Origin of the sequence: Sphingomonas sp. R647, from assembly GCF_020177055.1 — a bacterium.
GTDB lineage: Bacteria > Pseudomonadota > Alphaproteobacteria > Sphingomonadales > Sphingomonadaceae > Sphingomonas.
This window is the reverse complement of record NZ_JAIQXT010000006.1, coordinates 165,032-188,672: the sequence shown is the minus strand read 5'-3', so window position 1 is coordinate 188,672 and position 23,641 is coordinate 165,032. Positions and strand designations below refer to the sequence as shown.

Sequence of the window (23,641 nt, the reverse complement as noted above, 5' to 3'; positions counted from 1 at the left end):
TTAGCGTGGTTCGGCGGTAGAGGGAATCAATCCTCCAAAATCTGCGAATGCACTCGCGTGTCGCGCATCAGCAGATAGGTGACCAGCGACACGCCGATCATCGCGGTGACGTACCAGTAAAAGCCGCGCTCCATCCCCTGATCCTTGAACCACAACGCCACATAGGGCGCGGTGCCGCCGAAGATCGCGTTGGCCAGCGCATAGGGCAGGGCGACCCCGAGCGTGCGGATATGCGCCGGGAACATCTCCGCCTTCACCACCGCGTTGATCGAGGTGTAGCCGGTAACGATCACCAGCGCGCCCGACATGATCAGGAAAGCGGCGAGTGGGGTCTGCACGCTCTCAAGCGTCGTGAAGATCGGCCAGGTGAAGGCGACGCCGAGCACGCCGAACGCGATCATCAGCGGCTTGCGCCCGATGCGGTCGGACAGCGCCCCGGCTAGCGGCTGGAGGCACATGAACACGAACAAGGCGGCAGCGCTGATCTGGGTCGAGACCTGTTTGGTGAACGCACCGGTGCCGCTGAGGAAGGTGAGCAGGTAGACGGAGTAGGCGTAGAAGGCGAGCGTGCCGCCGGCGGTGAGCAGCATCACCAATGCCGCCTCACGCGGGTGGCGCAGGAACAGGGCGCCGAAGCTGGACTTGTCCTTCGCCGCCGTGCTGCGGTTGGCGAAGCTCTGCGTCTCGGGCAGGTTGCGGCGGAGCCAGAACACCCCGACCGCGAGCACGCCGCCGATAAAGAAGGGAATACGCCAGCCCCATTCGGCCAGCGCGGTATCGGCCATCGCCGCCTGCAGCAGCAACAGCACGGCGAGCGCCACGAGGTGGCCGGAGATCAGCGTCACATATTGGAAGCTGGAGTAGAAACCGCGCCGTTCCTTGCCCGCCATTTCGGACAGATAGGTCGCGCTCGCGCCATATTCGCCGCCGACCGACAGCCCCTGCATCAACCGCGCCACGACCAGCGAGACGGTCGCCCAGGTGCCGATACTGTCGTAGCTGGGCGTCACCGCGATCAGCATCGACCCGCCGCACATCAGCGTGACGGACAGCGTCAGCCCCGCCTTGCGCCCGCGCCGGTCGCCATAGATTCCCATCAGCCACGCGCCGATCGGGCGCATGAAGAAGCCGACCGCAAAGATCGCCCAGACGTTGAGCGATTGCGCCAGCGGGTCGCCCTTGGGAAAGAAATGCGGGGCGAGATAGCTACTGAACGCGGCATAGGCGTACCAGTCATACCATTCGACCAGATTGCCGGCCGATCCGCCGAAGATCGACTTGAGCCGGCGGCGCGTGTCCAGCGTTTCGCTCATCGGCTGACCGCCTGCGTCAGCTTGCGCCGGGCGAAGCGTCCGGCCAGCGCGATGGGCGCGGTCCAGCGCCGCCACCAGGGGGCGTCGGGGGTGTAGGACGAGGATTCGATCAGCATCAGGCGCAGTTCCTCGCGGCGATAGGCCCAGTCCGGCATGAACCGCAATTTATCGAGATAGACAACAACGCTGCGGTCCCAGTCGACCTCACGCAGCGTCGATTCATGCGGCGCGGTCAGGTCGCGCAGGCCCGCTTGCGTCAGTCGCTGCGCCTGGGACGACAGCGTGCGGGGTGGGGGGCAGGCGGAGTTGCCGAACAGCGTCGCTGCGAGTGCCAGCGCGCTGTCATGGATATCGCCGGCGCCAAGTCGCGCGGCACAGGTGCGTGCCGCGGCGCGCTGTTCATCGCTGCTGCACGCGGTCACCGCGGCGAAATCCGCGATCCATTTGAGCCGGTGCCAGTTGGTGCTCGCGCCATGGACCGCGAGATAGACGAGCAGTTCGGGGCGAGCGAGCGTGGGGAGCGATCGGTCCGCACCGCACGCAATCGATTCGCGCGGCGAGCGGATGCCGAGTTCAGGCACCAGTGCGCGGTTGATGAACAGGCGGGTGTGGAGTTCGACCATCACCCGGTTGCCCGGGTGACGCCAGCCGCTGTCCTTGAGCACATGGTCGAGCGAGCCGGGCGCGGCGCGGTCCTGTCCATCGAGCGAGACATAGCCGAGCGCCTGCATCGCCGCGAAGGCGTCGGCGCGCGCGGCGGGGTCGATCAACAGGTCGATGTCGTGCGACGCCTTGGCCCCGACATTGCCATAGGCCAGCAGGGCCAGCGCAGGGCCCTTGACCGTGATCCAGTCGATTCCCCGTTCCGTGAACGCCGCGCCGATTCGGCAGAGTTCAGCGGTTTGCACCATCGACACCATGCCGTCGCGGCGCGCGATCGCGGCGCTGCGGTCGGCAATCTCAGCGGGGACGGCGGGAATGCCGCGCAACGCTCCGGCGACCAGCGGCATGATGCGGTGCCGCGTCGCGTCGGTGAACACCGCATCCCAGTCGCTGACCTGCTGTGCGGCGGCGTGGATCGCGGTGCGGCGTGCGGCATCGTCGGGCCAGCGGCACGCGGCGCTCAGGAACCCAAAGGCACCTGTCGCATCAGTCGCAGCCCGCGGCATTGGCACCCGTCACCCCCCGAATTCCTCCGCGCCCGAACCCCCGTTCGCGCGCTGTCTGCCGTCAGAACGGCCCGTCGTCAGAACGATCCCGGCACTTCGCGTTGCGCCGTAGTCGGGCGGGTTGGGCTCAGCAGTTCGAAACCAGCTGTCGGTATCGGGGTACGGTCCGCCGAGAGGGTCGCGGCAGCGCCGATCGGGGTGCAGGCGCGGCCACCCAGGAAATTGAGTGCCGCCCTGATCGATGCCTCCTGCGGATCACCCAGCGGTCGGGTAATGTCATCGCTCGCCTGACATGTTGCGCCCATGAATCCGGCAAGGCCGGTGTAATAGGCGCCTTGTCGCGCGCTGTTCTCGGTGGCGAAGGCCACGACCCGCAGACGATCGTCGCACGCGCTGCGGTCGATCGCGATCTGGCCAACCGGCTTGCCATAGGTGTTGGTTCCCACGAGCGCGGCGCGATTGCCGAGATAGGGGATGAAGGTGTTCATCACCAACTCGCTCGCCGATGCGCTGCCGCCCGTGCCGATGAACGCGATGCGCGTCGGCGCGATCGATTCGGGTTGCGGATTGAAGAACGCAGTTTCGTTGTTCGACGCCTTGGACGCGCGGAACGTCGTGTAGTTTGCCACCTGGCTCGTCGTCTTGTCGCGGGCGAGCAGATTGTTGATCAGCGTCGCGATCGAAACGAGCCCGCCACCATTGTAGCGCAGGTCGATGATCACCTCGGTCACACCCTGCGCCCGGAAATCGGCGAAGGCGGCGCGCAGCGGCGATTCGGCGGTGTTGATGAAGGTGCGCAGGTTGACATAGCCGACCTTCTTGCCGCCATCGTCGATCACCTTGGCACCATAGCGCGCCGAGACCGGAGCAAGCGTGTAGTCCGCCTTAGTCACTGTCGCGGTCTGTTCAGCGCCTCCGGCCGGACGGAAACGGAACGCGCGCGTGTTACCGTCCAGCGCGCTGTTCAGCCCCGCCGTCCCTTCGGTCGCAAGGATGTCGCTGACATTGCGCAGCGCGCCGGTGCTGGCGCCGATGGCCAGAATCTCGGTCCCGCGATCGATTCCGGCGTTCAGCGCCGGGGTGTTTTCGAATGATTCGGCGATGAACAGGCGTCGCGCGGTCGAATCGAGCGTCAGGCGAAAGCCGAACCCGGCATTGGAGCCGGAATTATAATAGGCATTCTCCTCGGCGATCGAGGTGATGTAGGTGAAATAGCGGTCCTTGCTCTGCCCGCGCGCGGTGGCGGTGAGCGCGTCGATATAGTCCTGGACCGTGGCATAGGGCGCGGCGTTGAGGCTGGCCGGCAATGTCTCGGGGAAGAGATACCATTCGTTGAGCTGCTGTGCGACCCAGGTCTGACGCGACGCGAGCGAGCAGGTGCCCGACGGGGTCGGCGTGGGAGCCGAACCGGTTCCGCCGCCGCCTGTACTGACCGTTCCGCTGCCACCGCCGCATGCGGACAACAGGGACAGGGCCGCGACCGTTGCCGTAAGGCTTTGCGAACGATGGGTAAAATGGCTCTTCATGGGGGCAGATTATCGCAACAGCGAACGTCCGTCATGCGTAAAATGCTGATCGTCGGCTACGTGGAGGTCCGCCCGGTGCACCAGGCGGTGACAGAATCATCGGTCAAACGTCGAAACCGCCGCTTTGCCTTGTCTTTGCATCATCCCTTTGCTAGGGGCGCGTCCCAACGCCCGGGGCAGGAGCTTCGGCGATCCCTGTTCTGTTGAATAAGATTCTGGAGTTGAGACGGACTTATGCAAATCATCGTTCGCGACAATAATGTCGACCAGGCGCTGCGGGCGCTCAAGAAGAAGCTGCAGCGTGAGGGCGTCTATCGCGAGATGAAGCTGCGCCGTCACTATGAGAAGCCGAGCGAAAAGCGCGCGCGCGAGCGTGCCGCTGCGGTTCGCCGCGCACGCAAGCTCGAGCGCAAGCGCATGGAGCGCGACGGCGCCCGTTAAGGCCCGATTCGCTGCCAATGTGCGCCGCGCGCACATTGGCAGTGCGACTTTTGTGACCTTCCGCCGCGCCGCGGGCCGGCCTCTGCAGGATCGCTGACTCATGTCATCCGTCACCGCCGTGCCGATCGCGCCGACCAAGCGCAGCTATCTTGTCTGGCTCTGGCTCGGCATCGTCGTAGCGATTGCGGGCGCGGTGGCGCTTGCGTGGGTCGGGACCGACAAGGTTGTGACCGAACGCGCCGACAACGCCACCTTCCTTGCGCGGAACAAGGCGCAGAGCGGCGTGACCGAAACCGCCTCGGGCCTGCAGATCCAGACGATCACCGAAGGTGCGGGCGCCAGCCCGACCGACAGCGACGTTGCGCTGGTCAACTACAAGGGCACGCTGCGCAACGGCGAGGAATTCGACGCCAGCCAGCAGCCGACCCCGCTGCCCGTCGCGGGCATGATCCCGGGCTTCACTGAAGCGCTCAAGCTGATGAAGAAGGGCGGCAAGTACCGCATCTGGATCAAGCCGGAGCTGGGCTATGGCAGCGAGGCGAAGAAGGATCCGCGCAGCGGGCGCGACATCATCCCCTCCGATTCGCTCCTGATCTTTGAGGTCGAGCTGCTCGAATTCCTGCCGATGAGCGTCTATCAGCAGATGATGCAGCAGCAGATGGGTGGCGCACCCGGCGGCGCTCCCGGCGCACCGGGCGGAGCGGCTCCGCCGCCGCCGGGTAACTGATCGGGCGCATCCGACTGTCGAAATGAAAAGGGCGAGGCCGCAAGCCTCGCCTTTTTCATGTCTGGCGCTGCGATTGATGGCTCAACCCCGTTTGTGCTGAGCTTGTCGAAGCGCGATCCCTGCGCGCGGTGGCGATGGGCTGCCGCCCTTCGACAGGCTCAGGGCAAACGGGGGTTAGAAATGAGCTGCCGTCGTTCTGCGGGCAGGATCAGAGCGTCCAGCGCCCCGTTGCTGCGCCAGCACCCGGAACCGCGTTCTTGAGGTCGGCGAACAGCCCGCCCGGCGCGACCAGTGTGGAGAGCTTGTCGGCCCCCATCGCGACATAGTCGTCATGCGTGACCGCGAGCAGGACGAGCTCGTACTGCTCGGCCAGCGCGGCTTCACCGGCCAGCTCCAGCCCATATTCGTGGCTTGCCTCCGCCGAATCGGCGAGCGGGTCGTGGACGGTGACCGCATGGCCCAACTCGGCGAGGCGCGCGATCAGGTCGGCGACCTTGGAATTGCGCAGGTCGGGGACGTTTTCCTTGAAGGTCAGCCCCAGCACCAGCGCACGCCCGGCGGTACCACCGCGCAGACCGTGCAGCCGATCGGCGATCCACGTCGCCATCGAATCGTTGGTGCTGCGTCCGGCGAGGATCACCTGCGGGTCATAGCCCAGCATCTCGGCCTTGTGGCTGAGGTAGAAGGGATCGACGCCGATGCAGTGCCCACCGACGAGGCCGGGATGGAAGGGCAGGAAGTTCCACTTGGTCCGCGCCGCTTCCAGTACGTCCCAGATCGACAGGTCCATCGCCGAGAAGATGCGCGTGATCTCATTCATGAAGGCGATGTTGATGTCGCGCTGCGCGTTCTCGATCACCTTCGCGGCTTCGGCGGCGCGAATCGACGCGGCGCGGAACACGCCGCCGCTCGTCACCTGCTCATACAGCGCGGCGACGCGGTCGAGCACTTCGGGGGTCTGGCCCGACACGACCTTGGTAATCTTGTCGATCGTATGCTCGCGGTCGCCCGGATTGATCCGCTCGGGCGAATAGCCAAGGAAGAAGTCCTTGCCGGATTTGAGTCCCGTTATCCGCTCGATCTCCGGCCCGCAGAGTTCCTCGGTCACGCCGGGATAGACGGTGCTTTCATAGACGATCACTGGCGCGCGGGTCGCATCGATCATCCCCGCGACGGTGCGGGTCGCGGCCATGACGATGCCAAGGTCCGGCTTGTTGTTCGCATCCACCGGGGTGGGCACGGTCACGATGATGAAGTCCGCGGCGGGGCAATCGGCGGGATCGCTGGTCAGCTTGAGGCTGGAGGCGGCAAGGCGATCGGCATCGATCTCGCCGGTGCGGTCATAGCCAGCCCGAAGCTCGGTGATCCGCCCGGTGTCGATATCAAGGCCGACGGTGTCGAAGCTCTTCGCTAGCGCAACGGCCAGCGGCAGGCCGACATAGCCAAGGCCGACGACAACAACCTTCGTATCTGCCGACATTCACGGTCCCCCGCCCATGCCCAACGGGGCAGGTCTGGCGCGCCCTTTCGCAAAGTGCCGGGGGGATGGCAAGCGCAGTCAGGGCGCGGAAAGCCTTGATATCCGTCGCACCCGACCCTAAACGCCACGCCGATTGGAGGCGACGTCCCGTGACAGCCAAGACAGCCGATGCGGTGGATTGGCACGAGTCGATCGCCGAGTCATTTCAGGCCGGATATGATCATTCGCCGCGCTTTCGCGAGCGGCTGGCGCTGTGGCGCGACCTGATCGGTCGCCATGTCGGCGCAGGCAACCGCGTGCTCGACGCGGGATGCGGTGCGGGGACGTTCAGCTTCGAAGCGGCGCGGGTCGGCGCATCGGTGACCGCGATCGATGGCAGCGCGGCAATGGTCACGCTGGCGCGCGCGCGTCAGCAGGAACTGGGGCTGACCAATATCGACTTCGAGGTGGCGCTGCTCGACAGCCTGTCCGCGCGGGCGGAAGGCGAGTTCGACGTGGTGCTGAGTTCCAGCGTGCTCGAATACCTGCCCGATCTGAAGGGTGAGGTCGCGCGGCTGGTGCGGTTGCTCAAGCCAGGCGGTCGGTTGATCCTGTCGATGCCGAACAGCGAATCGCTGTATCGCAAGGCAGAGCGGATCGCGTTCGGGCTGACCGGGCGACCGCGCTACTTCGCGCATGTGAAATCGATGGCGAGCGCGACCGAACTGGCGGCCTTGTACCGCGCGTTGGATGTGGCGCCGGTCGAGCATCATTTTTATGCCGCACCGCCAGGCGACGGCGTGCTTGCAACGCTGGGCGACCATCGCAGCAAGACGCTGCTGGTGATGGTCGGACGCCGCATTGAGTAGCAAAGCTGTGGCGGCTTCGTCACAGCGGCGTAAGAAAGTTCGGCAATCGGGGGGATTGTCGATTTCGGTGGAACCGACAACTGACTCTGTCGATTGGCGATCTTGGCGAATTCCGGCTAGTATCCGCGACCGCTGGATCCGCCGAGTCTGTTTCCGCTGCGACCGGATGGCGCAGCCGGCGACTGCAGGTTGGAATTGGGGAACCAGGGGCTTTGGGAGGCTCGACTTGAACAGGCGCGTAACGCTGCTCGGTCTCCCGGCTTGTGGGGGGCAACGATGTTGAAGATGTATGCCGAGCTGACGCATCGGCCACGCAACAGCCTGTTCGAATCCATGCGGGTCGAACTGCTGTTACTGCTCGTGCTCGCGGTTGTTGCGCCGGCGCCGTTGCTTGGCCGCTATCTGCTGCCCGGCGTCGCTGCGCGCCCGGTGGACTATGCCGTTGTGGCGGCTGCGTTTGGCGTGTCGCTGGGCGTCGTGCTGCTGCGCCGCGTCTCGGCGTTTCCGGGAACGACGGTGTTCGGGTACATTATCCCGTCCTTCGTCAGCTCATACGGGATCGCGCTTGCCGCATTGTTCCTGGCACGTGCCGACTATAGCCGGCTCTATCTCGCCGCCTCGTTTCTGATCGCGCTTGGCGTCGCGTTCGCGCTGCGCTTCCACCTCGACAAGACGACGGCGCTGCGATTCTATTATGTGACGACCGGCGACATGTCGGTGGTCGACCAGACGCCCGAGGTCGAGTGGATCCCACTGCTCAGCCCTGAAGTGCCGACGCTGCGGCGCGCCGTGATTGTCGCCGACCTGCGCCACGATCATCCCGACGCGTGGGAGCGGATGCTGGCCGAAGCGGCGATCCGCGGCCACCTCGTTTATCACGTCAAGCAGGTTGCCGAATCGCTCACCGGACGCGTCGCGATCGAGCATCTGTCGGAAAACAGCTTCGGCTCGCTGATGCCGAACCTTGCCTATGTGAAGATCAAGCGCGTCATTGATGTCGTCGGCACGCTGTTCATCCTGCCGGTCTTGCTGCCGGTGCTGGGTGTCATCGCGCTCGCGATCCGGCTCGATTCGCGTGGGCCGGTGTTCTTTACCCAGCAGCGCATGGGCTTTCGCGGTGAGCCGTTCACGGTGATCAAGTTCCGCACCATGCGCCCGCGCGAAGAGATGCAGGGCCGCGACGATTGCGTGACCATGCATGAGGATGACCGCATCACCCGGCTCGGGCGATTCCTGCGCCGCAGCCGTCTGGACGAGCTGCCACAGGCATTCAACGTGCTGCGCGGCGAGATGAGCTGGATCGGCCCGCGGCCTGAGGCGATCCCGCTATCTGAGTGGTATGAGGCGGAAATCCCGCATTACCGCTATCGCCACATCGTGCGGCCCGGCATCAGCGGCTGGGCGCAGGTCAATCAGGGGCATGTAGCCGACCTGACTTCGGTCAACCTCAAGCTCCATTACGACTTTTTCTACATCAAGAACTTCTCGGCCTGGCTCGGCCTGCTGATCCTGTTCCGCACCGTCGCCACCGTGGTCAGCGGCTTCGGCGCGAAATAGCGCGTCGTTCTTCTGTTAGACGGCACCGGCCCGCTCCCCCACCCGGCTACCCAACGACAGTGTATTCTATGGGTGGCCGGGTGGGGGAGCGGGCCGGTGCCGTGTTCAGCAAAGCTGAACCAAACTAGCTCCGCGCCGTCGTCCAGATGCCGCGGCTGTCGTAGATCCGCTTGCCGGCGCGCTGCTCGGGGCTGACCGCCTTGAATGCGTCGTGATCGACCAGCAGGACCAGCACGTCGCACTCGGTCAGCGCTGCTTCCAGCGAGGTCAGCTGCGCCCCGGTGCCTCCGAACGCGCGGGGCAGGGTGTCGATATGCGGCTCAACCAGGCGAACGCGATCACCGAATCGTTGCGCGAGAAGCTGGGCGACGCGCAGTGCCGGGCTTTCGCGCAGATCATCGATATTGGGTTTGAAGGCGAGACCAAGGCACGCGATCTTTGCGTCGGGCGCGGCGTCGGCCAACGCGGCGGCGCGTTCGAAGCTATAGTCGATCTTACCGTCATTCACCTCACGCGCGGTGCGGATCAGGCGGGCATTGGCGGGATCGCTATGCACGATGAACCACGGATCGACCGCGATGCAGTGACCGCCGACGCCGGGCCCTGGCTGGAGGATGTTGACGCGCGGGTGACGGTTGGCGAGGCGAATCACCTCCCACACATCGAGCCCCAGTGTGTCAGAGACGATCGACAGCTCGTTGGCGAAGGCAATGTTGACGTCGCGGAACGAATTTTCGACCAGCTTGCACATTTCGGCGGTGCGGGCGGTGGTGACAATGCACGCGCCCTCGACGAAGCGCTTGTAGAAGGCCGTGGCGCGGTCGGCGCAGGTCGCGCTGATCCCGCCGATCGACCGGTCATTGTCGACCAGCTCGAACAGGATTTTCCCCGGCAGCACGCGTTCGGGGCAATAGGCGACGCTGACGCCGGGCGTATCGTCCCAGCCCTGCGGGAAGCTGAGGTCCGGGCGGGCAGCGGCGAACAGGTCGCGCAGCTGTTCGGTGGTGCCGACGGGCGAGGTCGATTCGAGGATGACGAGGTCGCCGCGCTTGAGCACGGGAGCGATCGTCTCACCGGCTTTCAGAACATAGCTGATATCGGGGCGATGTTCATCATCGAACGGCGTTGGAACGGCGATCACGAACACGTCGCACGGCTCGGCCGAGAGCGACGCGGCGAGATGCCCCGATGTCACGACCTGATGTACCAGCGCGTCGAGATTGGCTTCCTCGATATGGATCTCGCCGCGGTTGATCGTCTCCACGACCTGCGCGTTCACATCGATGCCGACGACGCGCGCGCCGGTACGGGCGATCACCGCCGCAGTGGGCAGGCCGATATAGCCGAGGCCGACGACTCCGACGCGAAGCTGTGCATCAGCGGGCATTGACGATGGTCCGTGCGATTCGGTCACTGCTCTTCCCATCTCCGAACGGGTTGTGCGCGCGCGCCATGGCGGCATAGGCTTCCGGATCGTCGAGCAGCTCAAGCGTTGCTGCAACGATCGCTTCTTCGTCGCTTCCGACCAGTCGGGCGGTGCCGGCGACGACGCCCTCGGGGCGCTCGGTCGTCTCGCGCATCACCAGCACGGGCTTGGCGAGCGCCGGCGCCTCTTCCTGCACGCCGCCGCTGTCGGTGAGGACGAGGTGGCAGCGCGCGAGCAGGGCGACGAAATTCGGATAATCGAGCGGATCGATCATCGCGACATTCGCCATCCCGCCCAGCACCGCCTGCATCGGCGCGCGGACATTGGGGTTGGGATGGACCGGGAAGATGACCGCGACGTCGGGGCGCTCGGCGATGCGGCGCACCGCGCGCGCCATGCCCTCAAGCCCCGATCCGAAATTCTCGCGCCGGTGCGTCGTGACCGCGATGATCCGCTTGCCTGCGAAGGGCGCGAGGATCGGGTCGATCTGCGCGGCCAGCGCCGGGTTCTGCTCGATCGAGGCGAGCGTCGTGTGGAGCGCGTCGATCACGGTGTTGCCGGTCACATGGACGCGATCGCCCGGCACATTTTCGATCAGCAGCGCGTCGCGGGCGGTGTCGGTCGGCGCAAAATGCTGGTCGGCGATGGTGCCGATGATCTTGCGATTGACCTCTTCGGGCCAGGGATGGTGGATGTTGCCGCTGCGCAGGCCCGCCTCGACATGCGAGACCGGGATCTTGCGGTAATAGGCGGCGAGCGCGCCGACCATCGCGGTGGCGGTGTCGCCCTGCACGACGACGCGGTCGGGCTTCTCCTCGTCCAGCACCCGACCAATCTCGCGCAGCAGCCGCGCGGTCAGCTCGTCGAGCGACTGGTTGGGGAGCATGATGTCGAGATCATGGTCGGGAATGATCCCGGCAATCTCAAGCACCTGATCGAGCATCTGGCGATGCTGTGCGGTGACGCAGACGCGCAGATCGACATCCGGCTCGTCGCGCAGACGCTGAATCAGGGGATACAGCTTGATCGCCTCTGGCCGTGTCCCGAACACGATGAGAACGCGCAGTCGCGGTGCAGTGGCCATGGCGGTCCCCTTTCAGATCGGTAATTTGGAGGCAAGCGATTATTCGGAACGCGTAACAAGGTTCGGATCTGACTGGGTCATGGCGCGCGCGTCACGGTGAGCGCATCGACCCAGAGATTGGCGCTTTCCAGCGTGTCGCTCCTGAAGCCGATCAGGCTGAGCTTCGGCCCGACGCATCCGGCCGGGACGTCGAAGGCGAGGGTAAAGCGGTGTGGCCGGTCGACACCTGGCGACAAGGGCTGTTTCGCAATTTCCCGCTCTTCGCTGCCGCGCCCGCAGCGCAGCGACCAGTGGATCTGTCCGGCGGTCAGTTCGGCATCGGTCGTGGCGCGCCCGGCGAAGCGATAGCGGCCGGCAGGGAGCACCAGTTGCTGCTCAGCAAAGGTCACCTGCTTGTCGCCGGGATAAGAGATATACAGCGCGCTGCCCTGGCCGGGGATCAGGCTTTCACCCATTTCCGCGATCACGCCGTCATCGGGGAAGAACCGCCATCCAAAGGGTGGGGGGACGTCAAGCCCGGTGAAATCGCCATCGCGCAACAGCCCCCCGGCCTTGATCCGGGTGGCGCGCGGAAGCATCGCCATCCAGCGGCGGTGGAGCAGTGGCAGCCGCGTCTCGGCCGCGGCGCGTTGGAAATAAGGGGTCGCCTCCTCGGTGGTCGGTGGACTGCCCAGCGTGGCGAGCCGCGCGAGCAGGGCGTGGCCCGCCTCCAGATCGACCTTTTCATCGGCAAGGTTGAGCAGCAACGTGCCGCGCCAGCTGGGTTTAGTCGCGAGCATCCGCGCCATCGGATCGATCACGCGCGGGTCCTTGAGCCGCTGGGCCAGCATCGGCACCACCACGTCCCAATTGGTCGAACGCTGGCGCAGCAGGATATCGGCTTCCGAAAAGGCTTCGGCATAGCGGCCGGTGCTAAGACGGTTTTCGAACAGCCAGGCGTGGGTGAACAGGTCGCGCAGCGAGAATTTCGCAGCCATGCTGAACAGCTTGTCGGCTTCCGCGTCCTTCTTTTCGAAGGCGGCGAACAGGCCGAGCGTGCGCAAGGCGACCGGATTATAGGGTTCGGCGCGCAGCGCGCGGTGGCTGAGTTCGCTCAGCATCGCCGCATCCTCGCGCTTGGCGCGCATCAGCTGATATTCGATCTTGCCCTTCAGCGCCTCCGGGTTGCCCGATGCCACGGCAAGCGCAGCATCGGGCTGAACCCGGGCGAGGACGAAGCCGACCCGCGATTGAAACAGCAGGAAGACGAACATCACGGCGATCACGATCGCCCCGATGCGCGCCGGCCAGCTGCCGGTGGGCAGCGGCACCGGCTTCGTTCCGAACAGGGTCATGGCGCGTCCGTTCAGCCGCGCAGGATCCGGCGCGCGAAGGACTTGCCCTGCCGGTTGCGGCGATCGCCATATTCATAGCTGTAGGCGTAGCTGTAGCCGGAGGTCTTGGCGTCGAACTTGGTGAGCACTGCGCCGAGGATGCGCGCATTGACGTCGGCAAGGCGGCGCAGCGAGACGCGGACGACCTTGGTGCGGGTCTGTTTCGATGCGATCACGAACACCGTTGCTTCGGCATAGTTGGCGATCAGCGGCGCGTCGGCGAGGCCAAGCACCGGCGGGCCGTCGATGACGATATGGTCGAACGACTTGAGCAGCGTCTCGAATGCCAGCGGCAGGTTCGGGCCGGCGAGCAGTTCCGCCGGGTTGGGCGGAATCGGGCCGGCAGTCATCACCGCCATCTTCTCATGCGGCCCGGGCTGGATGAACCGCGCAAGATCGTCGGCACCGGCGAGCACGTTGGTCAGGCCGCCACTGTTGGTCAGCTTGAGCATGTGGTGGATCGACGGATCACGCATATCGGCGTCGATCAGCAGCACCCTCTTGCCCAGCTGCGCGAAGTTGCGAGCGAGCGCGACCGAGCTGGTCGACTTGCCCTCTGCTGCGCGCGAGCTGGTCATGAAGATCACGCGCGGCGCGCCATGGCTGGTGGTGAAGCGCAACGCCGTGAACAGCGAGAGGTAGGATTCCGCCAACGGCGTTCGGCGATCGTCCAGCGCCTCGAGCAGGTTCTCGGACTCCGGCAGACGGGGGATGCTGCCGAGCAGCGGGATCCCCAGCTTCCACTCGAGATCGTCGGGCGCCATGATCGACTGATCAAGCTGTTCGACGAGGAAGGCGAGTGCGGCACCGAGGAACAGGCCCAGCATCGTCGCCAGCAGCAGGTTCATCGTGGTGCGAGGCTTGACCGGACCATAGGACGGCAAGGCAGCGTCGACGATCGAGACATTGTTGGTCCCGACCCCGCCCGCGACGCCGATCTCCTTATAGCGCTGGAGCAGGGCATCGTAGAGCGAGCGGTTGGTGTCCGCGTCGCGCTGGTAGATATTGTACTGGATCGAGCGGCGACGCAGGTCGATCACGCCCTCCTTGAGGCCGTCAACCTGAGCCTGCAGCTGCCCTTCGCGGGCGACTGCGGCCTCGTAATTCGAGCGCAGTGACGCGAGGACATTGCCGCCCTGGGCGCGCAGCTGGCGGTCGATTTCGTCGATCTGGCGCTTGAGCGCGACCGCTGCGGGATATTCCGGCTCGAACCGGGCGAGCAGCTTGGAATATTCGCCCATCAGCGTGGCGCGCGATCCGCGCAGCGCGGTGATGGTGTTGTCGGTCAGCCCCTCGGCTGCGGCGAGCGGTCCGCTTTTGCGCGCTTCGCTGTAGCGGGCTTCGGCCGCGATGCGTTCGGCCTTGGCGGTGGTCAGCGCCGAGCTGAGTGCGCCCAGTTCGGTCCCGACCAGGCTCGGTGCCGCGGTTGTGCCGCCGCCCTCCTTCTGGGTCGGGGCGTCGAGGTTGATGATCCGCTGATCGCTCGCATAATCGACGATCTTGCGTTCGGATTCCTCAAGCCGCGTGCGCGTCTGCGCGATGCGGTCCTCAAGATATTTGCGCGCATAGCTCGACGCAGCAAAGCGGCGGGCCAGATTCTGTTCGATGAACGCTTCCGACAGCGTGTTGACGACGCGCGCCGACAACTGGGGGTCGGGGCTGTCGAAGCTGATCGACACGAGGCTCGACGACCGGGTCGGTTCGACGGTCAGATTCGCCATCAGCATGCCGGCGGCGGCGCGTTCGAGATTCTTGCGCTGCTCGGCGCCCAGCACGCGCGGGCGCTCGCCCGGGTCGCGACCCGAATAACCGTACATAAAGGTCTGGTTGTTCGCGAGGTTGAGCTTGCGCACCACCATTTCGGCCAGCGCGCGGCTCTTCAGCAGGCCGTACTGCGTCTGGTAGAATTCCTGCGAGTAGAAGCCTGGCTTCGCCGATCCGTCATCGGCGTTGATCACCCGCGCCGCTTCACGCGCGATTTCGATCGAGCCGGTCGACCGATAGAGGCGTACGGTTGTCGCGTTGATGTACACCGCGAGGCCGATCGAGAGCAGCACGGTCGCGACGACGAACCAGCGCCGCCGCAGCAGCACCTGAAGGTAGTAGGTCAGCGGGCTTTCGCGCCGCTCGTCCTGGACCAGCGCGTTCAGCATCGGTTCGGCTGAATTTCCGTTCGCACCAGGCTGGCGCCCTTCCGGGGGGCGGGGCTGTGCTGTGACGTCGTTCATGAAAGGTCGAACCCTTATCGGATGAGATAGAAGAGGCTGAGTAGCGGGGCGGCCTGGATCGCGTCCTTGAACAGCGACCGGTTGGAATTGCTGCCCACCACGATCACGTCATTGCCGAACACCGCAGGATCCTCTGCGCGCGCGCCACGGATCTCGTTCATGTCGAAGCGCGCGATCATCCGCTTGCCCTCGACCGTGCGGAAGATCAGCACTTCGCGCTTCAGCGCGTCCTCGGACAGGCCGCCGGAAATCGCGATGGCGCGCAGCAGCGTGGTGTCGCCCGACACCTGATAAACGCCGGGGCGTGCAACGCTGCCGTCGATCGTGACCTGCTGGCTCACCGCCTGATCGATGACGACATTGACCTGCGGATCGCGGACATAGCGGGCAAAGCGCTGGCGCAGCTCACTCGCAAGCTCGCCCGAGGTGAGGCCCTCGGCCGGCACGGCGCCGACCAGCGGCAGGTTGAACGTGCCGCTGGCATCGACCGACCCGGAGGTCGTGAGCTCGGGAACGCCGAACACGGTCACGGTCAGCTTGTCGAACGCGCCGATGCGCGGCGCGCGCTGGCGCGGGGAGGTGTCACTGATGCTCGGAACCGGAAGCCGATCGGCAACCTCAGCGACCGTGGCCAGTTCCGGCCGGAAATTGGGCTTTGCCGCGCATGCCGAAACGGCACAGGCCAGCGTAATAAGGGTAATGAACCGGGCGTTGATAACGGCCTCCATCAAATGGTGTCGAGCTGCGCGCCGCATACCCCTGCGGTGCCCATCTTTAGGGGTGGGATTGCGAATAGGAAACCCCCGGCATCGCACTGTCGATGCGGGGGCCGGATGCACGACCAACCCGCCCGTCACTGCGCCTGGGGGCGGCGATCGGCGGCGTCAACAGCGCGCAGAGCAAGGCGAAGTAGATCGCAAAGCCATCAGTACGCAGCGGATAGTCGCCCGCCGAATGCACGATCACAAAGACGATCACCATCGCGGCGGCGCGCTGTTGACGGTTGATGGTGCGGCTCTCGGGCGCGACCCGGAATGCCTGCCACACGCGCCGCGCATACCAGGCAAGCCCTGCGATCAGCGCGGCGACGCCCAAGATGCCGAATTCGATCAGGATCTGAAGATATTCATTATGCGCCTGGTTGAGGTATCCGAATTGCAGTCCGTCGCGCGTCTCATAGCTGCGATAGATCGGATCGAAGCTGCCGACCCCGGTGCCAAAGGGAAGGAAATCGCGCGCAATTGCCAGCAGCTCGGGGACCAGCGTGATCCGTTGCGCTTCGCCGCCGCTAAAGGTGAAGGCTTCGTTGCCGATCGTTCCGGTGAACAGCAGCGCAACGATCGCGACGCCCGCCGCGATGACCGACAGTCCGCCGCCAAGCGCCAGCTTTGGGTTGATCCCCAGCTGACGAAGCGGAAGGAAGGTCGCCGCGAACGTCAGCGCGATCAACGCGAACACGGTCCCTGCCCGCGAGCCGCTGGTGAAGATTGCGGCAAGAAACAGCAGAATGACGATTCCGGCGGTGAAGAACTCGCCCGTCGATGGCCTGCGCCCGTGCGACGCGCGTTCGGCGATCCACCAGCCAACCAGAACGATGCCCCCGCTCATGAAATTGGCGAGGTGGTTGGCATTGGAAAAGAAACCGACCCCGGCTTCGCTGTTGGTGATCGCGTAGAAATAAAGCGGACTTTGGTTCCCTGACAGGAACTGGGCGATGGCGAGCACCGCGCTGACCACGATCAAGCCAAGCACGGCCGTCAGCAAGGTCGTCCGCCCGGCGGCATCCAGCTGCGATCCCATCACATAGGCGGCAAAGGCGCAGAGCAGCATGAGCAGCGCGTCGACCGTGCGCATCGGCGTCAGGCTGATCGCACCCCATGGCTGTTCGCCAACCAGATTGAGCGCCGCAGTTGCCAGTTCACGGCCCGGCAGCGCGGTCCACACAGCAAAGGGCAGAGGAATCAGCTGGATCACGACCAGCGCGATCAGCGCGAACCAGATCAGTGCCGCCGGGCGTTCGATCCGCACAAGCGGCGACCCGCGCTGCCACACCAGCCACACGAATGCGCCAAGCGTGACCAGCCGGGAGAGAAATGCTCCCCCGGTCTCGATCCGCGACGCTCCGCCGAACAGGATCGCCGCGACAAGGACGGCCAAGGCAGCATAGAGCATGCCTGGTCGACTGGAATTGAACAAAACCCCGCATCCCCTTGATCGACGGTGCAGGGCGGTCCTTAACCGTCGCCACCGGGCTTGCCAAGCGCAGGTCCGGGCCAGCGCTTGCAATTCACCGCAACCGGGTTAGGTCGCGTGGGGATGGGCCACGCGCGGGCCGTGATCGCAGAGGAGTTGAACTTGGTCGATCGCCCGCGTCGCGGATTGCGCGTCCTGTATCTCGCGACCGACGCCTATGGCGGGCATGGCGGGATCGCCTTGTTCAGCCGCAACCTGATCGAAGCGCTCGACGCCGATGATCGCGTCGACGAAATCGTCTGCCCGCCACGGATTGCCTATGGCGAGATCGGGCCGTTGCCTGCCAAGCTGACCTATGACCTGAGCGGGCTGAGCGGGCGCGGCGCGTATCTGCGCACCGTGCTGCGCCATGTCCTGACCGGCGGGTTCGACGCGATCATCGTCCCGCATATCAACCTGGCCCCGGTGGCCTGGGCAGCGGCGAAGCTGACCCGCGCGCGCTGGGCGCTGTGCCTGCACGGGATCGACGCATGGCCGGCGGCGGCGACGTCGCGGCGGCGCTTTTTCGGGTTGCGCGCGGATGCGATTGTCAGCGTGAGCGCGCTGACCTTGGGGCGGTTCCGCAGCTGGTGCGCAGTCGATCCGGCGCGGTGCGTGGTGATCCCCAATGCGATGGACTTTACCGGCTATGCGCCGGGGCCGCGCGACCCGGCGCTGGAGGCGCGCTATGGCCTGTCTGGCAAACGCGTGATCCTGACGCTCGGTCGGCTGGACCCGTCGGAGCGCTACAAGGGGTTCGACGAGATCATCGAACTGCTGCCCGAACTCGCGCCCGACATCACCTACCTGATCGCGGGCAAGGGCGAGGATCGCGCGCGGCTGGAGGCCAAGGCGGCGGCGCTCGGTGTTGCCGATCGCGTCGTCTTCGCCGGGATGGTGCCGGAGGAGGAGAAGGTCGCGACGTATCGGCTGGCCGACGTCTATGCGATGCCCAGCACCGGTGAGGGGTTCGGCTTTGTGTTCCTTGAGGCGATGGCGTGCGGCATCCCCACGGTGGCGAGCGATCTTGACGGCGGGCGCGAGGCGGTGCGCGAGGGGAAATTGGGGCAGGTGGTCGATCCGCGCGATCGAGCGGGGCTCAAGGCAGCGATTCTCCGAGCGCTCGACCAGCCCAAGGGCGTGCCGGATGGCCTCGATTATTTTGCGCTACCTGCCTATCGCGCACGGATTTCCGACCTGCTCACGCGGCTGGTGAACTGACCGAATCTGGATCGCTTTACAGCCGTTTGCCCTGAGCTTGTCGAAGGGCGGCGCCCCTTCGTCACTGAGCGCAGGAGCGGTGCTTCGACAAGCTCAGCACAAACGGTTCTAGCCAATCGCCTTAGCGAAAACCCGTTCAAGCTGCCCGGCGCCCGCGTCCCATGTAACCGATGACAGGTCCGGGTCGGTCGCGGGAATCGCGCCTGTGCGCCACGCATCCCAGACGGCGTCGAGCGTCGCGGTCAGTTGCGCCTCATCGGTGCAGGTGCGCAGGTCACCGCGCACGCGCTCGGCGAGGACGAACGTCTCGGGATGTTCGCCGGGGAAGGTGATCAGCGGGCGGCGACACGCCATCAGCTCCAGCGCCTTGTGGTGGAAGCCGAAGGTCGCCCAGATATAGCAATTGACCGCTGCGTCGTGGCACAGCTTGGCCAGCCGGTCGTGGGGCACGTTACGCTCGACGCTGGCGACGCACTCGAGTCCTGCACGGCCGATCGCGGCGCGGACATTGCTGTCGGCGGCCCCGGCATAGTGGAACAGCGTGGCGTCGCGTCGTTCAGCGCCGCCTGCCTTCACCCAGCGCGCAAACCCGCCCATGAAGCGCTCGAGGAAGTCGTCGGCATAGGTGCTGCCGACCAGGGTCACGAGGAAACGGTCGCTGCGCGGGCGGCTGTCGGGCGCGGCGACCATCGCCGGGGCGATGCTGGAGTAGATCACCTCATGCGGCTGGGCGAACCAGCGCGCAGCGATCCCGGCGTGCAATTCGGCATTGCTGGTGAACGCCGCCGCGTCTGCGAAGCGGCGTTGCAACACACCGTGCAGCCCGCCCGGGACATAGTTGGCGAAGTTATCCTTGAAATCGATCGTCCAGGGGACGCCCGCCGCGCGCGCCAGTTGCTGGCCGACCACCAGGTTGCTCAAGTTCCCGAAATTTGCCCAGACGATGTCCGGCGTGAACGCCTTCAGAATCGCCGGTTGCGCGGCGCGCGCCGCTGCGACCCAATCGCCATGCACACCCCCCTCGGCAGCGATCAACCATGCTGTGGCGAGGCGGCGGAGCAGGGCGGGGGCGGTTTGCGAACGCTGGAGCCGCAGCAGGGGATAGTCGCGCGGTGCAAGTTCGAGCAGCAGCGGGGCAGACCAGTCATGCGCGGCGATCTTACTCGCAATGCTCTGTGCGTTTTCGCCGGGTGAGGCCGGGTCGGCGACCGGCGCGATCACCAATATCTGATGTCCCCGCGCCGCCATCGCGCGGGCGAGCGAGATCACTCGCAAGCCATAGACGTGCCCCAGCGCCGGGGACATGTCGGACACGAACACGCAACGCATGGTCGGTCTCAGGGGCGCGGATAGCTGGCGGGGACGCGCAGGCCCTCAGGCAGCGGGCGGTGCGGCGGCCACGCGACGAAGTTGCAGGTCTCGTCGTCCTGCCGCTCGTGGTCGGCGAGCAGGCGCAGCGCACCATTTTCGGCGATGCGGTAGATGGCATAGTCGCCACCTACGCCCTCGAAGAAGGCGAGCACGCGGCGCAGTACGTCGAGTTCATACGCCTCGAACACTACGAACGGGCGGCAGCGCGCGACGGTGTCGTGCGCGCCGGCGAGGACGACATCCTCGAACCCCTCCACGTCGATCTTGATCAGGTCGACATCCTGCCCCGCCATCTCAATGTCGAGCGTGGTCACGGTCACCTGTAGCAGTTCGGCGTTGGTGTCGCCGCTGCCCGAAAAGGACGAGCGGTCGACCTGTGGGCGCAGGCTGAATTCGGCGGTGCCGGGTTCAGCACCGACCGCCTTGGCCACGATCGACACGCCCGGATAATGCGCCGCGACCTGCGCCAGATAGGGCTGGCACAGCGGCAGCGGTTCGAACGCGACGATCTTCGCGTTGGGCGCGGCGGTGGCCATCAATGCGGTGATGTAACCGATATTGCCGCCGACATCGGCGATCACGCGGGCGTCGCGGGCGACCCAGGCGATGACATCGTCCTCGACCGTCTGGTGCGTATAATAGCCATGGATGGCGAGCGGGTAGAAGACGTTGAGCCCGACGTCGCCGTGTAGCGTCATGCTGCTCGACTTGAGCTTCGCGGGGCAATGGCGCAGCCCCGGCACTACCGGGCGAAGCAGCTTGGCAAGGCTGTGCCCGCCGCGCGGGAGCGCGCTGGCAAGGGCGATGACTGCGCGTTCGAGACCCATGACGATCAGAGCCCGTAGTCGCGCACGGGAATGTCGCCGCGCGCCATCCGCTGGTCGCTGACACCGACATACATGGCGTAGCGCGTCGTGCAGGAATCGCGTTCGACGTTATAGGTCAGCGGCGTCAGGAAGCCGTTGAACAGATGGTAGAGCTTGTAGGGCAGCGGCGCGAAATACTCGTCAACCTCCCACAAAAAGCGTTTCGATGCGGTCCAGCCGCTGGCGAATTCGAACATGAACATGTCGATCTTCTGCGCTTCGAGCAGAGCCTTCGCGCCTTCGAGAACGTAGAGGTCATAGCCTTCGGCATCGATCTTCATCAGATTGACGTGGTCGACCCCGTTTTCCGCGCACCAGGTATCGAGTGTGGTGATCGGCACTTTGTACGTGGTCGGCACTTCGCCCGGCAGTTCCTTGCGCGGGGCGAGGCTGTTGCACATGTTTTCGTAGTCGTGGAATTCAAGCTCGCCCGGCTCAGCGGCAAGACCCTGATTGACAAAGGTCACGCGGCTTTCCTGCGCGAAATCGGCAGCATAACGCCCTGCAGCGAAGCGCGACGGGTCGAACCCGATCACCTTGCCCTGCGGCCGCGCCTTCAGCATTTCGGCAGTCGAGGCACCGTCATGAAAGCCGACATCGATCACGGTCGGGGCCGGGTCCATCAACGTCAGCAGCCAACGCTCGCCATTGGTCTCGCCGTTGAGCGAATAGTTGCGGACGACCACGTCGAACTTGCGGCTGAACCGGATGAAGGCGCGGGCGAATCGTGCACCGACGGGGTTCCAGAAGATGCGCTGGAGGAGATGATGACGCGTTTTGACATTCAGCATGAAGAGAACCTAGCGGTCTGCGAGGGTTGGGGACGGCGAAAAACGGCCTGAGTTACGCGGCCGTGCGAACGGTAGAGGCGGGCGTGGCGGCGTCGAGCCGACCAAGGAACTCCCGGCGCCAAGTTTCGATGATAAATGGCTGCCACAGGGTCCAGCCAAGTCCTGGCTCGCCGGCGACGGCGCGGTCCAGGATCGTGTCCCAATAGCCCGCCTGCCAATAGGGCGACTGGCGGAAGCTTTGCGAGGCGAACAGGTCGCGGACCATCGTCTGCAGGCGCGGCGACTTGAACCACAGGTCCTGCGGCGGGTTGAACCCCTGCTTGCGCCAGCGCGCGCGGATTTCCTCAGGCAGCACGCCGCGCATGCTTTCGCGCAGCACGCGCTTGGTCTGCACCTCACCCATCAGCAGATGCGGCGGAAGTGACAGCGTGAAATCGGCTAGGCGGTGGTCGCAGAAGGGCAGGCGTACTTCGCGCGAATGCGCCATCGAATTGCGGTCGCCATAGCGCAGCAACGTGGTCAGGAAGCCGCCGAAACTATCTTCGGCCAGCGCGCTGGCGAGGGGGTGGAACTCGCCCTGCCGCGTCCGGTCGTTCTGGGCCATGATCCGCTCCGCGACGCCCCGTTCGACGGCGTAGAGCACGCTCGACCCCTTGCCGAACCGGTTGGCGATCAGGTGACGCAGGCGGAAGGGCAGACGATCGCGCAGCGCGCGTGACGGCGGGGTGAGGACGCCGGGATAGCGCGCCTCGATCTCCGGCATTTCGGCGTCGAGCCGCGCGCGGTCGCCGGTTTCGCGCAGGCTGTCGAGATAGAGCGCGAAATAGGTTTCATAGCCGCCGAGCAACTCGTCCGCTCCCTGACCGTCGAGCAGCACGGTGACATTATGCTGTTTCGCGAGGTGGAAGACGCACCATTGCGCGAACTGGCTCGACCCGCCGGTCGGCAATTCATTGTGCCAGATGAAGTCGGGCAAATCGTCGATCAGCCGGTCGACCGTCGGTTCGACCAGATGGCTTTTCACCTTGGTTGCGTCGATCACGACCTTGGCGAAGTGATATTCGTCGGCCGGCGTGCCGGGGAAATGACCGGTGAAGGTGTTATATTCGGCATCGTCGCCAACCAGCTGGCGCGCGATGCACACGATCGCGCTCGAATCGAGCCCGCCCGACAGGCACGACCCCACCGGCACGTCGCTGCGCAGCCGGATGCGAACCGAATCGGTCAGCAGTTCGCGGAACTCGGCAAAGACATCGGCGTCGCGCATCGTGGCGCGGCTGGCGTCGTAGCGGGGGGCGTAATAGCGCCAGATCTCGGGCTCGAGCCGCTGGAGGTCGAAGGCGATCGCCTCGCCCGGCAGCAACTGCTCGATCGAATTGAACACGGTCTGGCGGTCGGCATCGAGGCCCTTGCTCGGGTTGACTGCCGCGGCCAGCATGCGGAAATCGTCATAGCCGCGCCCGATCCCCGGCAGCGTCAGCAGTGCCTTATACTCGGACCCGAACGCGATGAACCCGTCACCGCGCGCGAACAGCAACGGCTTTTCGCCATAGCGGTCGCGCGCGCCGAACATCGTCCGTGCGTGGCGGTCGAGGATCATGAAGCCGAACATGCCGTTCAGCCGGTCGACGACCTTGCGGCCCCAGACGCGATACCCCTCGATGATCACTTCGCTGTCGCTGTGCGAGGTGAAGCTGGCGCCGAGCGCGATCAGCTCCTGCCGCAGCTCGACATAGTTATAGATTTCGCCGTTGAAGATCAGGACGTAGCGACCGTCCGCCGAATGCATCGGCTGATCGCCAGCATGGCTCAAATCGATGATCGACAGGCGGCGATGGCCGAACCACACGCCCGCCTCGGCATCGCTCCACTCGCCCGAACCGTCAGGACCGCGATGCGCGATAAGGTCCAGCGCAGCGGACAAGCGCTCGACTTCCAGCTGCCGCTTGCCGACCCAACCCAGAATTCCGCACATGCTTCCCGTTCCC

The 23,641-nt window shown here is 65.4% G+C and carries 19 protein-coding genes; 5 read left to right on the top strand and 14 right to left on the bottom strand.

From position 1 onward, the window contains the following. Positions 1-26: 26 nt before the first annotated feature. From K9B35_RS16445 to K9B35_RS16435, 3 genes are all read right to left on the bottom strand, one after another. Complete coding sequence (locus tag K9B35_RS16445) at positions 27-1,313, bottom strand: MFS transporter (RefSeq protein WP_224923069.1); 1,287 nt, start codon at positions 1,311-1,313, stop codon at positions 27-29. Beyond that, positions 1,310-2,482 (bottom strand): nucleotidyltransferase family protein, encoded by a 1,173-nt coding sequence (locus K9B35_RS16440; protein ID WP_224923068.1) that lies wholly within the window; start codon positions 2,480-2,482, stop codon positions 1,310-1,312. The genes K9B35_RS16445 and K9B35_RS16440 overlap by 4 nt, the downstream gene beginning before the upstream one ends. Before the next feature lie 77 nt (positions 2,483-2,559). Beyond that, entirely contained in the window at positions 2,560-4,008 is a 1,449-nt protein-coding gene (locus tag K9B35_RS16435; protein WP_224923067.1) for a S41 family peptidase, read from the bottom strand. 234 nt (positions 4,009-4,242) lie between these two features. Between K9B35_RS16435 and rpsU the strand changes: the two genes are divergently transcribed. Together rpsU and K9B35_RS16425 are read left to right on the top strand one after the other, a co-directional pair. Further along, a complete protein-coding gene (gene rpsU / locus K9B35_RS16430) occupies positions 4,243-4,449 on the top strand; it encodes a 30S ribosomal protein S21 (protein WP_010162663.1) in 207 nt (68 codons plus the stop codon). Positions 4,450-4,549: 100 nt separating this feature from the next. Beyond that, complete coding sequence (locus tag K9B35_RS16425) at positions 4,550-5,176, top strand: FKBP-type peptidyl-prolyl cis-trans isomerase (RefSeq protein ID WP_224923066.1); 627 nt, start codon at positions 4,550-4,552, stop codon at positions 5,174-5,176. Positions 5,177-5,384: 208 nt separating this feature from the next. Here the strand turns inward: K9B35_RS16425 and K9B35_RS16420 are convergent, their stop codons facing one another. Next, a complete protein-coding gene (locus K9B35_RS16420; RefSeq protein ID WP_224923065.1) occupies positions 5,385-6,656 on the bottom strand; it encodes a nucleotide sugar dehydrogenase in 1,272 nt (423 codons plus the stop codon). Positions 6,657-6,805: 149 nt separating this feature from the next. Between K9B35_RS16420 and K9B35_RS16415 the strand changes: the two genes are divergently transcribed. Beyond that, the gene (locus tag K9B35_RS16415; RefSeq protein ID WP_224923064.1) at positions 6,806-7,504 is read left to right on the top strand and encodes a class I SAM-dependent methyltransferase; all 699 of its coding nucleotides are present in this window, start codon (positions 6,806-6,808) and stop codon (positions 7,502-7,504) included. Positions 7,505-7,780: 276 nt separating this feature from the next. Further along, on the top strand, positions 7,781-9,061 hold the full coding sequence (locus tag K9B35_RS16410) for a sugar transferase (protein ID WP_224923063.1): 1,281 nt from the start codon (positions 7,781-7,783) through the stop codon (positions 9,059-9,061). A 124-nt stretch (positions 9,062-9,185) separates the two neighbouring features. Here K9B35_RS16410 and wecC read toward each other — a convergent pair whose 3' ends face one another. The 6 genes from wecC to K9B35_RS16380 form a co-directional block, all read right to left on the bottom strand. Continuing rightward, positions 9,186-10,448: a UDP-N-acetyl-D-mannosamine dehydrogenase gene (gene wecC / locus K9B35_RS16405; protein WP_224923062.1), complete on the bottom strand. Its 1,263-nt coding sequence runs from the start codon at positions 10,446-10,448 to the stop codon at positions 9,186-9,188. Further along, positions 10,438-11,571 carry a non-hydrolyzing UDP-N-acetylglucosamine 2-epimerase gene (wecB, locus tag K9B35_RS16400; protein ID WP_224923061.1) on the bottom strand — a complete coding sequence of 378 codons (1,134 nt, stop codon included), beginning with the start codon at positions 11,569-11,571 and terminating at the stop codon, positions 10,438-10,440. The genes wecC and wecB overlap by 11 nt, the downstream gene beginning before the upstream one ends. A 77-nt stretch (positions 11,572-11,648) precedes the next feature. Continuing rightward, positions 11,649-12,905: a tetratricopeptide repeat protein gene (locus K9B35_RS16395; RefSeq protein WP_224923060.1), complete on the bottom strand. Its 1,257-nt coding sequence runs from the start codon at positions 12,903-12,905 to the stop codon at positions 11,649-11,651. A gap of 11 nt (positions 12,906-12,916) precedes the next feature. Then, positions 12,917-15,097, bottom strand: coding sequence for a GumC family protein (locus K9B35_RS16390; protein WP_224923059.1), 2,181 nt, complete (start codon positions 15,095-15,097; stop codon positions 12,917-12,919). 89 nt (positions 15,098-15,186) lie between these two features. Then, positions 15,187-15,900, bottom strand: a complete 714-nt coding sequence (locus K9B35_RS16385; protein ID WP_224923058.1) for a polysaccharide biosynthesis/export family protein — start codon at positions 15,898-15,900, stop codon at positions 15,187-15,189. A gap of 46 nt (positions 15,901-15,946) precedes the next feature. Next, positions 15,947-17,344: an O-antigen ligase family protein gene (locus K9B35_RS16380; protein WP_224923057.1), complete on the bottom strand. Its 1,398-nt coding sequence runs from the start codon at positions 17,342-17,344 to the stop codon at positions 15,947-15,949. A gap of 144 nt (positions 17,345-17,488) precedes the next feature. Between K9B35_RS16380 and K9B35_RS16375 the strand changes: the two genes are divergently transcribed. Next, positions 17,489-18,625 carry a glycosyltransferase family 4 protein gene (locus K9B35_RS16375; protein ID WP_224923056.1) on the top strand — a complete coding sequence of 379 codons (1,137 nt, stop codon included), beginning with the start codon at positions 17,489-17,491 and terminating at the stop codon, positions 18,623-18,625. A 108-nt stretch (positions 18,626-18,733) separates the two neighbouring features. Here K9B35_RS16375 and K9B35_RS16370 read toward each other — a convergent pair whose 3' ends face one another. From K9B35_RS16370 to asnB, 4 genes are read right to left on the bottom strand one after another with little or no spacing between them, the layout of a single operon-like run. Then, entirely contained in the window at positions 18,734-19,954 is a 1,221-nt protein-coding gene (locus tag K9B35_RS16370; RefSeq protein ID WP_224923055.1) for a hypothetical protein, read from the bottom strand. Between the two features lie 8 nt (positions 19,955-19,962). Then, complete coding sequence (locus K9B35_RS16365; protein ID WP_224923054.1) at positions 19,963-20,823, bottom strand: FkbM family methyltransferase; 861 nt, start codon at positions 20,821-20,823, stop codon at positions 19,963-19,965. A 5-nt stretch (positions 20,824-20,828) separates the two neighbouring features. Next, positions 20,829-21,653 carry an FkbM family methyltransferase gene (locus tag K9B35_RS16360; protein WP_224923053.1) on the bottom strand — a complete coding sequence of 275 codons (825 nt, stop codon included), beginning with the start codon at positions 21,651-21,653 and terminating at the stop codon, positions 20,829-20,831. 52 nt (positions 21,654-21,705) lie between these two features. Then, the gene (asnB, locus tag K9B35_RS16355) at positions 21,706-23,628 is read right to left on the bottom strand and encodes an asparagine synthase (glutamine-hydrolyzing) (protein WP_224923052.1); all 1,923 of its coding nucleotides are present in this window, start codon (positions 23,626-23,628) and stop codon (positions 21,706-21,708) included. Positions 23,629-23,641 lie beyond the last annotated feature (13 nt).

What these genes read in the sequence shown, in the direction of transcription:
- rpsU (WP_010162663.1), top strand. Translation starts at nt 4,243, where the DNA reads ATGCAAATCATCGTTCGCGACAATAATGTCGACCAGGCGCTGCGGGCG.
- K9B35_RS16375 (WP_224923056.1), top strand. Translation starts at nt 17,489, where the DNA reads ATGGGCCACGCGCGGGCCGTGATCGCAGAGGAGTTGAACTTGGTCGAT.
- K9B35_RS16370 (WP_224923055.1), bottom strand. Translation starts at nt 19,954, where the DNA reads ATGCGTTGCGTGTTCGTGTCCGACATGTCCCCGGCGCTGGGGCACGTC.
- K9B35_RS16445 (WP_224923069.1), bottom strand. Translation starts at nt 1,313, where the DNA reads ATGAGCGAAACGCTGGACACGCGCCGCCGGCTCAAGTCGATCTTCGGC.
- K9B35_RS16360 (WP_224923053.1), bottom strand. Translation starts at nt 21,653, where the DNA reads ATGCTGAATGTCAAAACGCGTCATCATCTCCTCCAGCGCATCTTCTGG.
- K9B35_RS16410 (WP_224923063.1), top strand. Translation starts at nt 7,781, where the DNA reads ATGTTGAAGATGTATGCCGAGCTGACGCATCGGCCACGCAACAGCCTG.
- K9B35_RS16395 (WP_224923060.1), bottom strand. Translation starts at nt 12,905, where the DNA reads ATGACCCTGTTCGGAACGAAGCCGGTGCCGCTGCCCACCGGCAGCTGG.
- K9B35_RS16440 (WP_224923068.1), bottom strand. Translation starts at nt 2,482, where the DNA reads ATGCCGCGGGCTGCGACTGATGCGACAGGTGCCTTTGGGTTCCTGAGC.
- K9B35_RS16365 (WP_224923054.1), bottom strand. Translation starts at nt 20,823, where the DNA reads ATGGGTCTCGAACGCGCAGTCATCGCCCTTGCCAGCGCGCTCCCGCGC.
- wecC (WP_224923062.1), bottom strand. Translation starts at nt 10,448, where the DNA reads ATGCCCGCTGATGCACAGCTTCGCGTCGGAGTCGTCGGCCTCGGCTAT.
- K9B35_RS16420 (WP_224923065.1), bottom strand. Translation starts at nt 6,656, where the DNA reads ATGTCGGCAGATACGAAGGTTGTTGTCGTCGGCCTTGGCTATGTCGGC.
- asnB (WP_224923052.1), bottom strand. Translation starts at nt 23,628, where the DNA reads ATGTGCGGAATTCTGGGTTGGGTCGGCAAGCGGCAGCTGGAAGTCGAG.
- K9B35_RS16380 (WP_224923057.1), bottom strand. Translation starts at nt 17,344, where the DNA reads ATGCTCTATGCTGCCTTGGCCGTCCTTGTCGCGGCGATCCTGTTCGGC.
- K9B35_RS16425 (WP_224923066.1), top strand. Translation starts at nt 4,550, where the DNA reads ATGTCATCCGTCACCGCCGTGCCGATCGCGCCGACCAAGCGCAGCTAT.
- K9B35_RS16390 (WP_224923059.1), bottom strand. Translation starts at nt 15,097, where the DNA reads ATGCTGAACGCGCTGGTCCAGGACGAGCGGCGCGAAAGCCCGCTGACC.
- wecB (WP_224923061.1), bottom strand. Translation starts at nt 11,571, where the DNA reads ATGGCCACTGCACCGCGACTGCGCGTTCTCATCGTGTTCGGGACACGG.
- K9B35_RS16385 (WP_224923058.1), bottom strand. Translation starts at nt 15,900, where the DNA reads ATGGAGGCCGTTATCAACGCCCGGTTCATTACCCTTATTACGCTGGCC.
- K9B35_RS16435 (WP_224923067.1), bottom strand. Translation starts at nt 4,008, where the DNA reads ATGAAGAGCCATTTTACCCATCGTTCGCAAAGCCTTACGGCAACGGTC.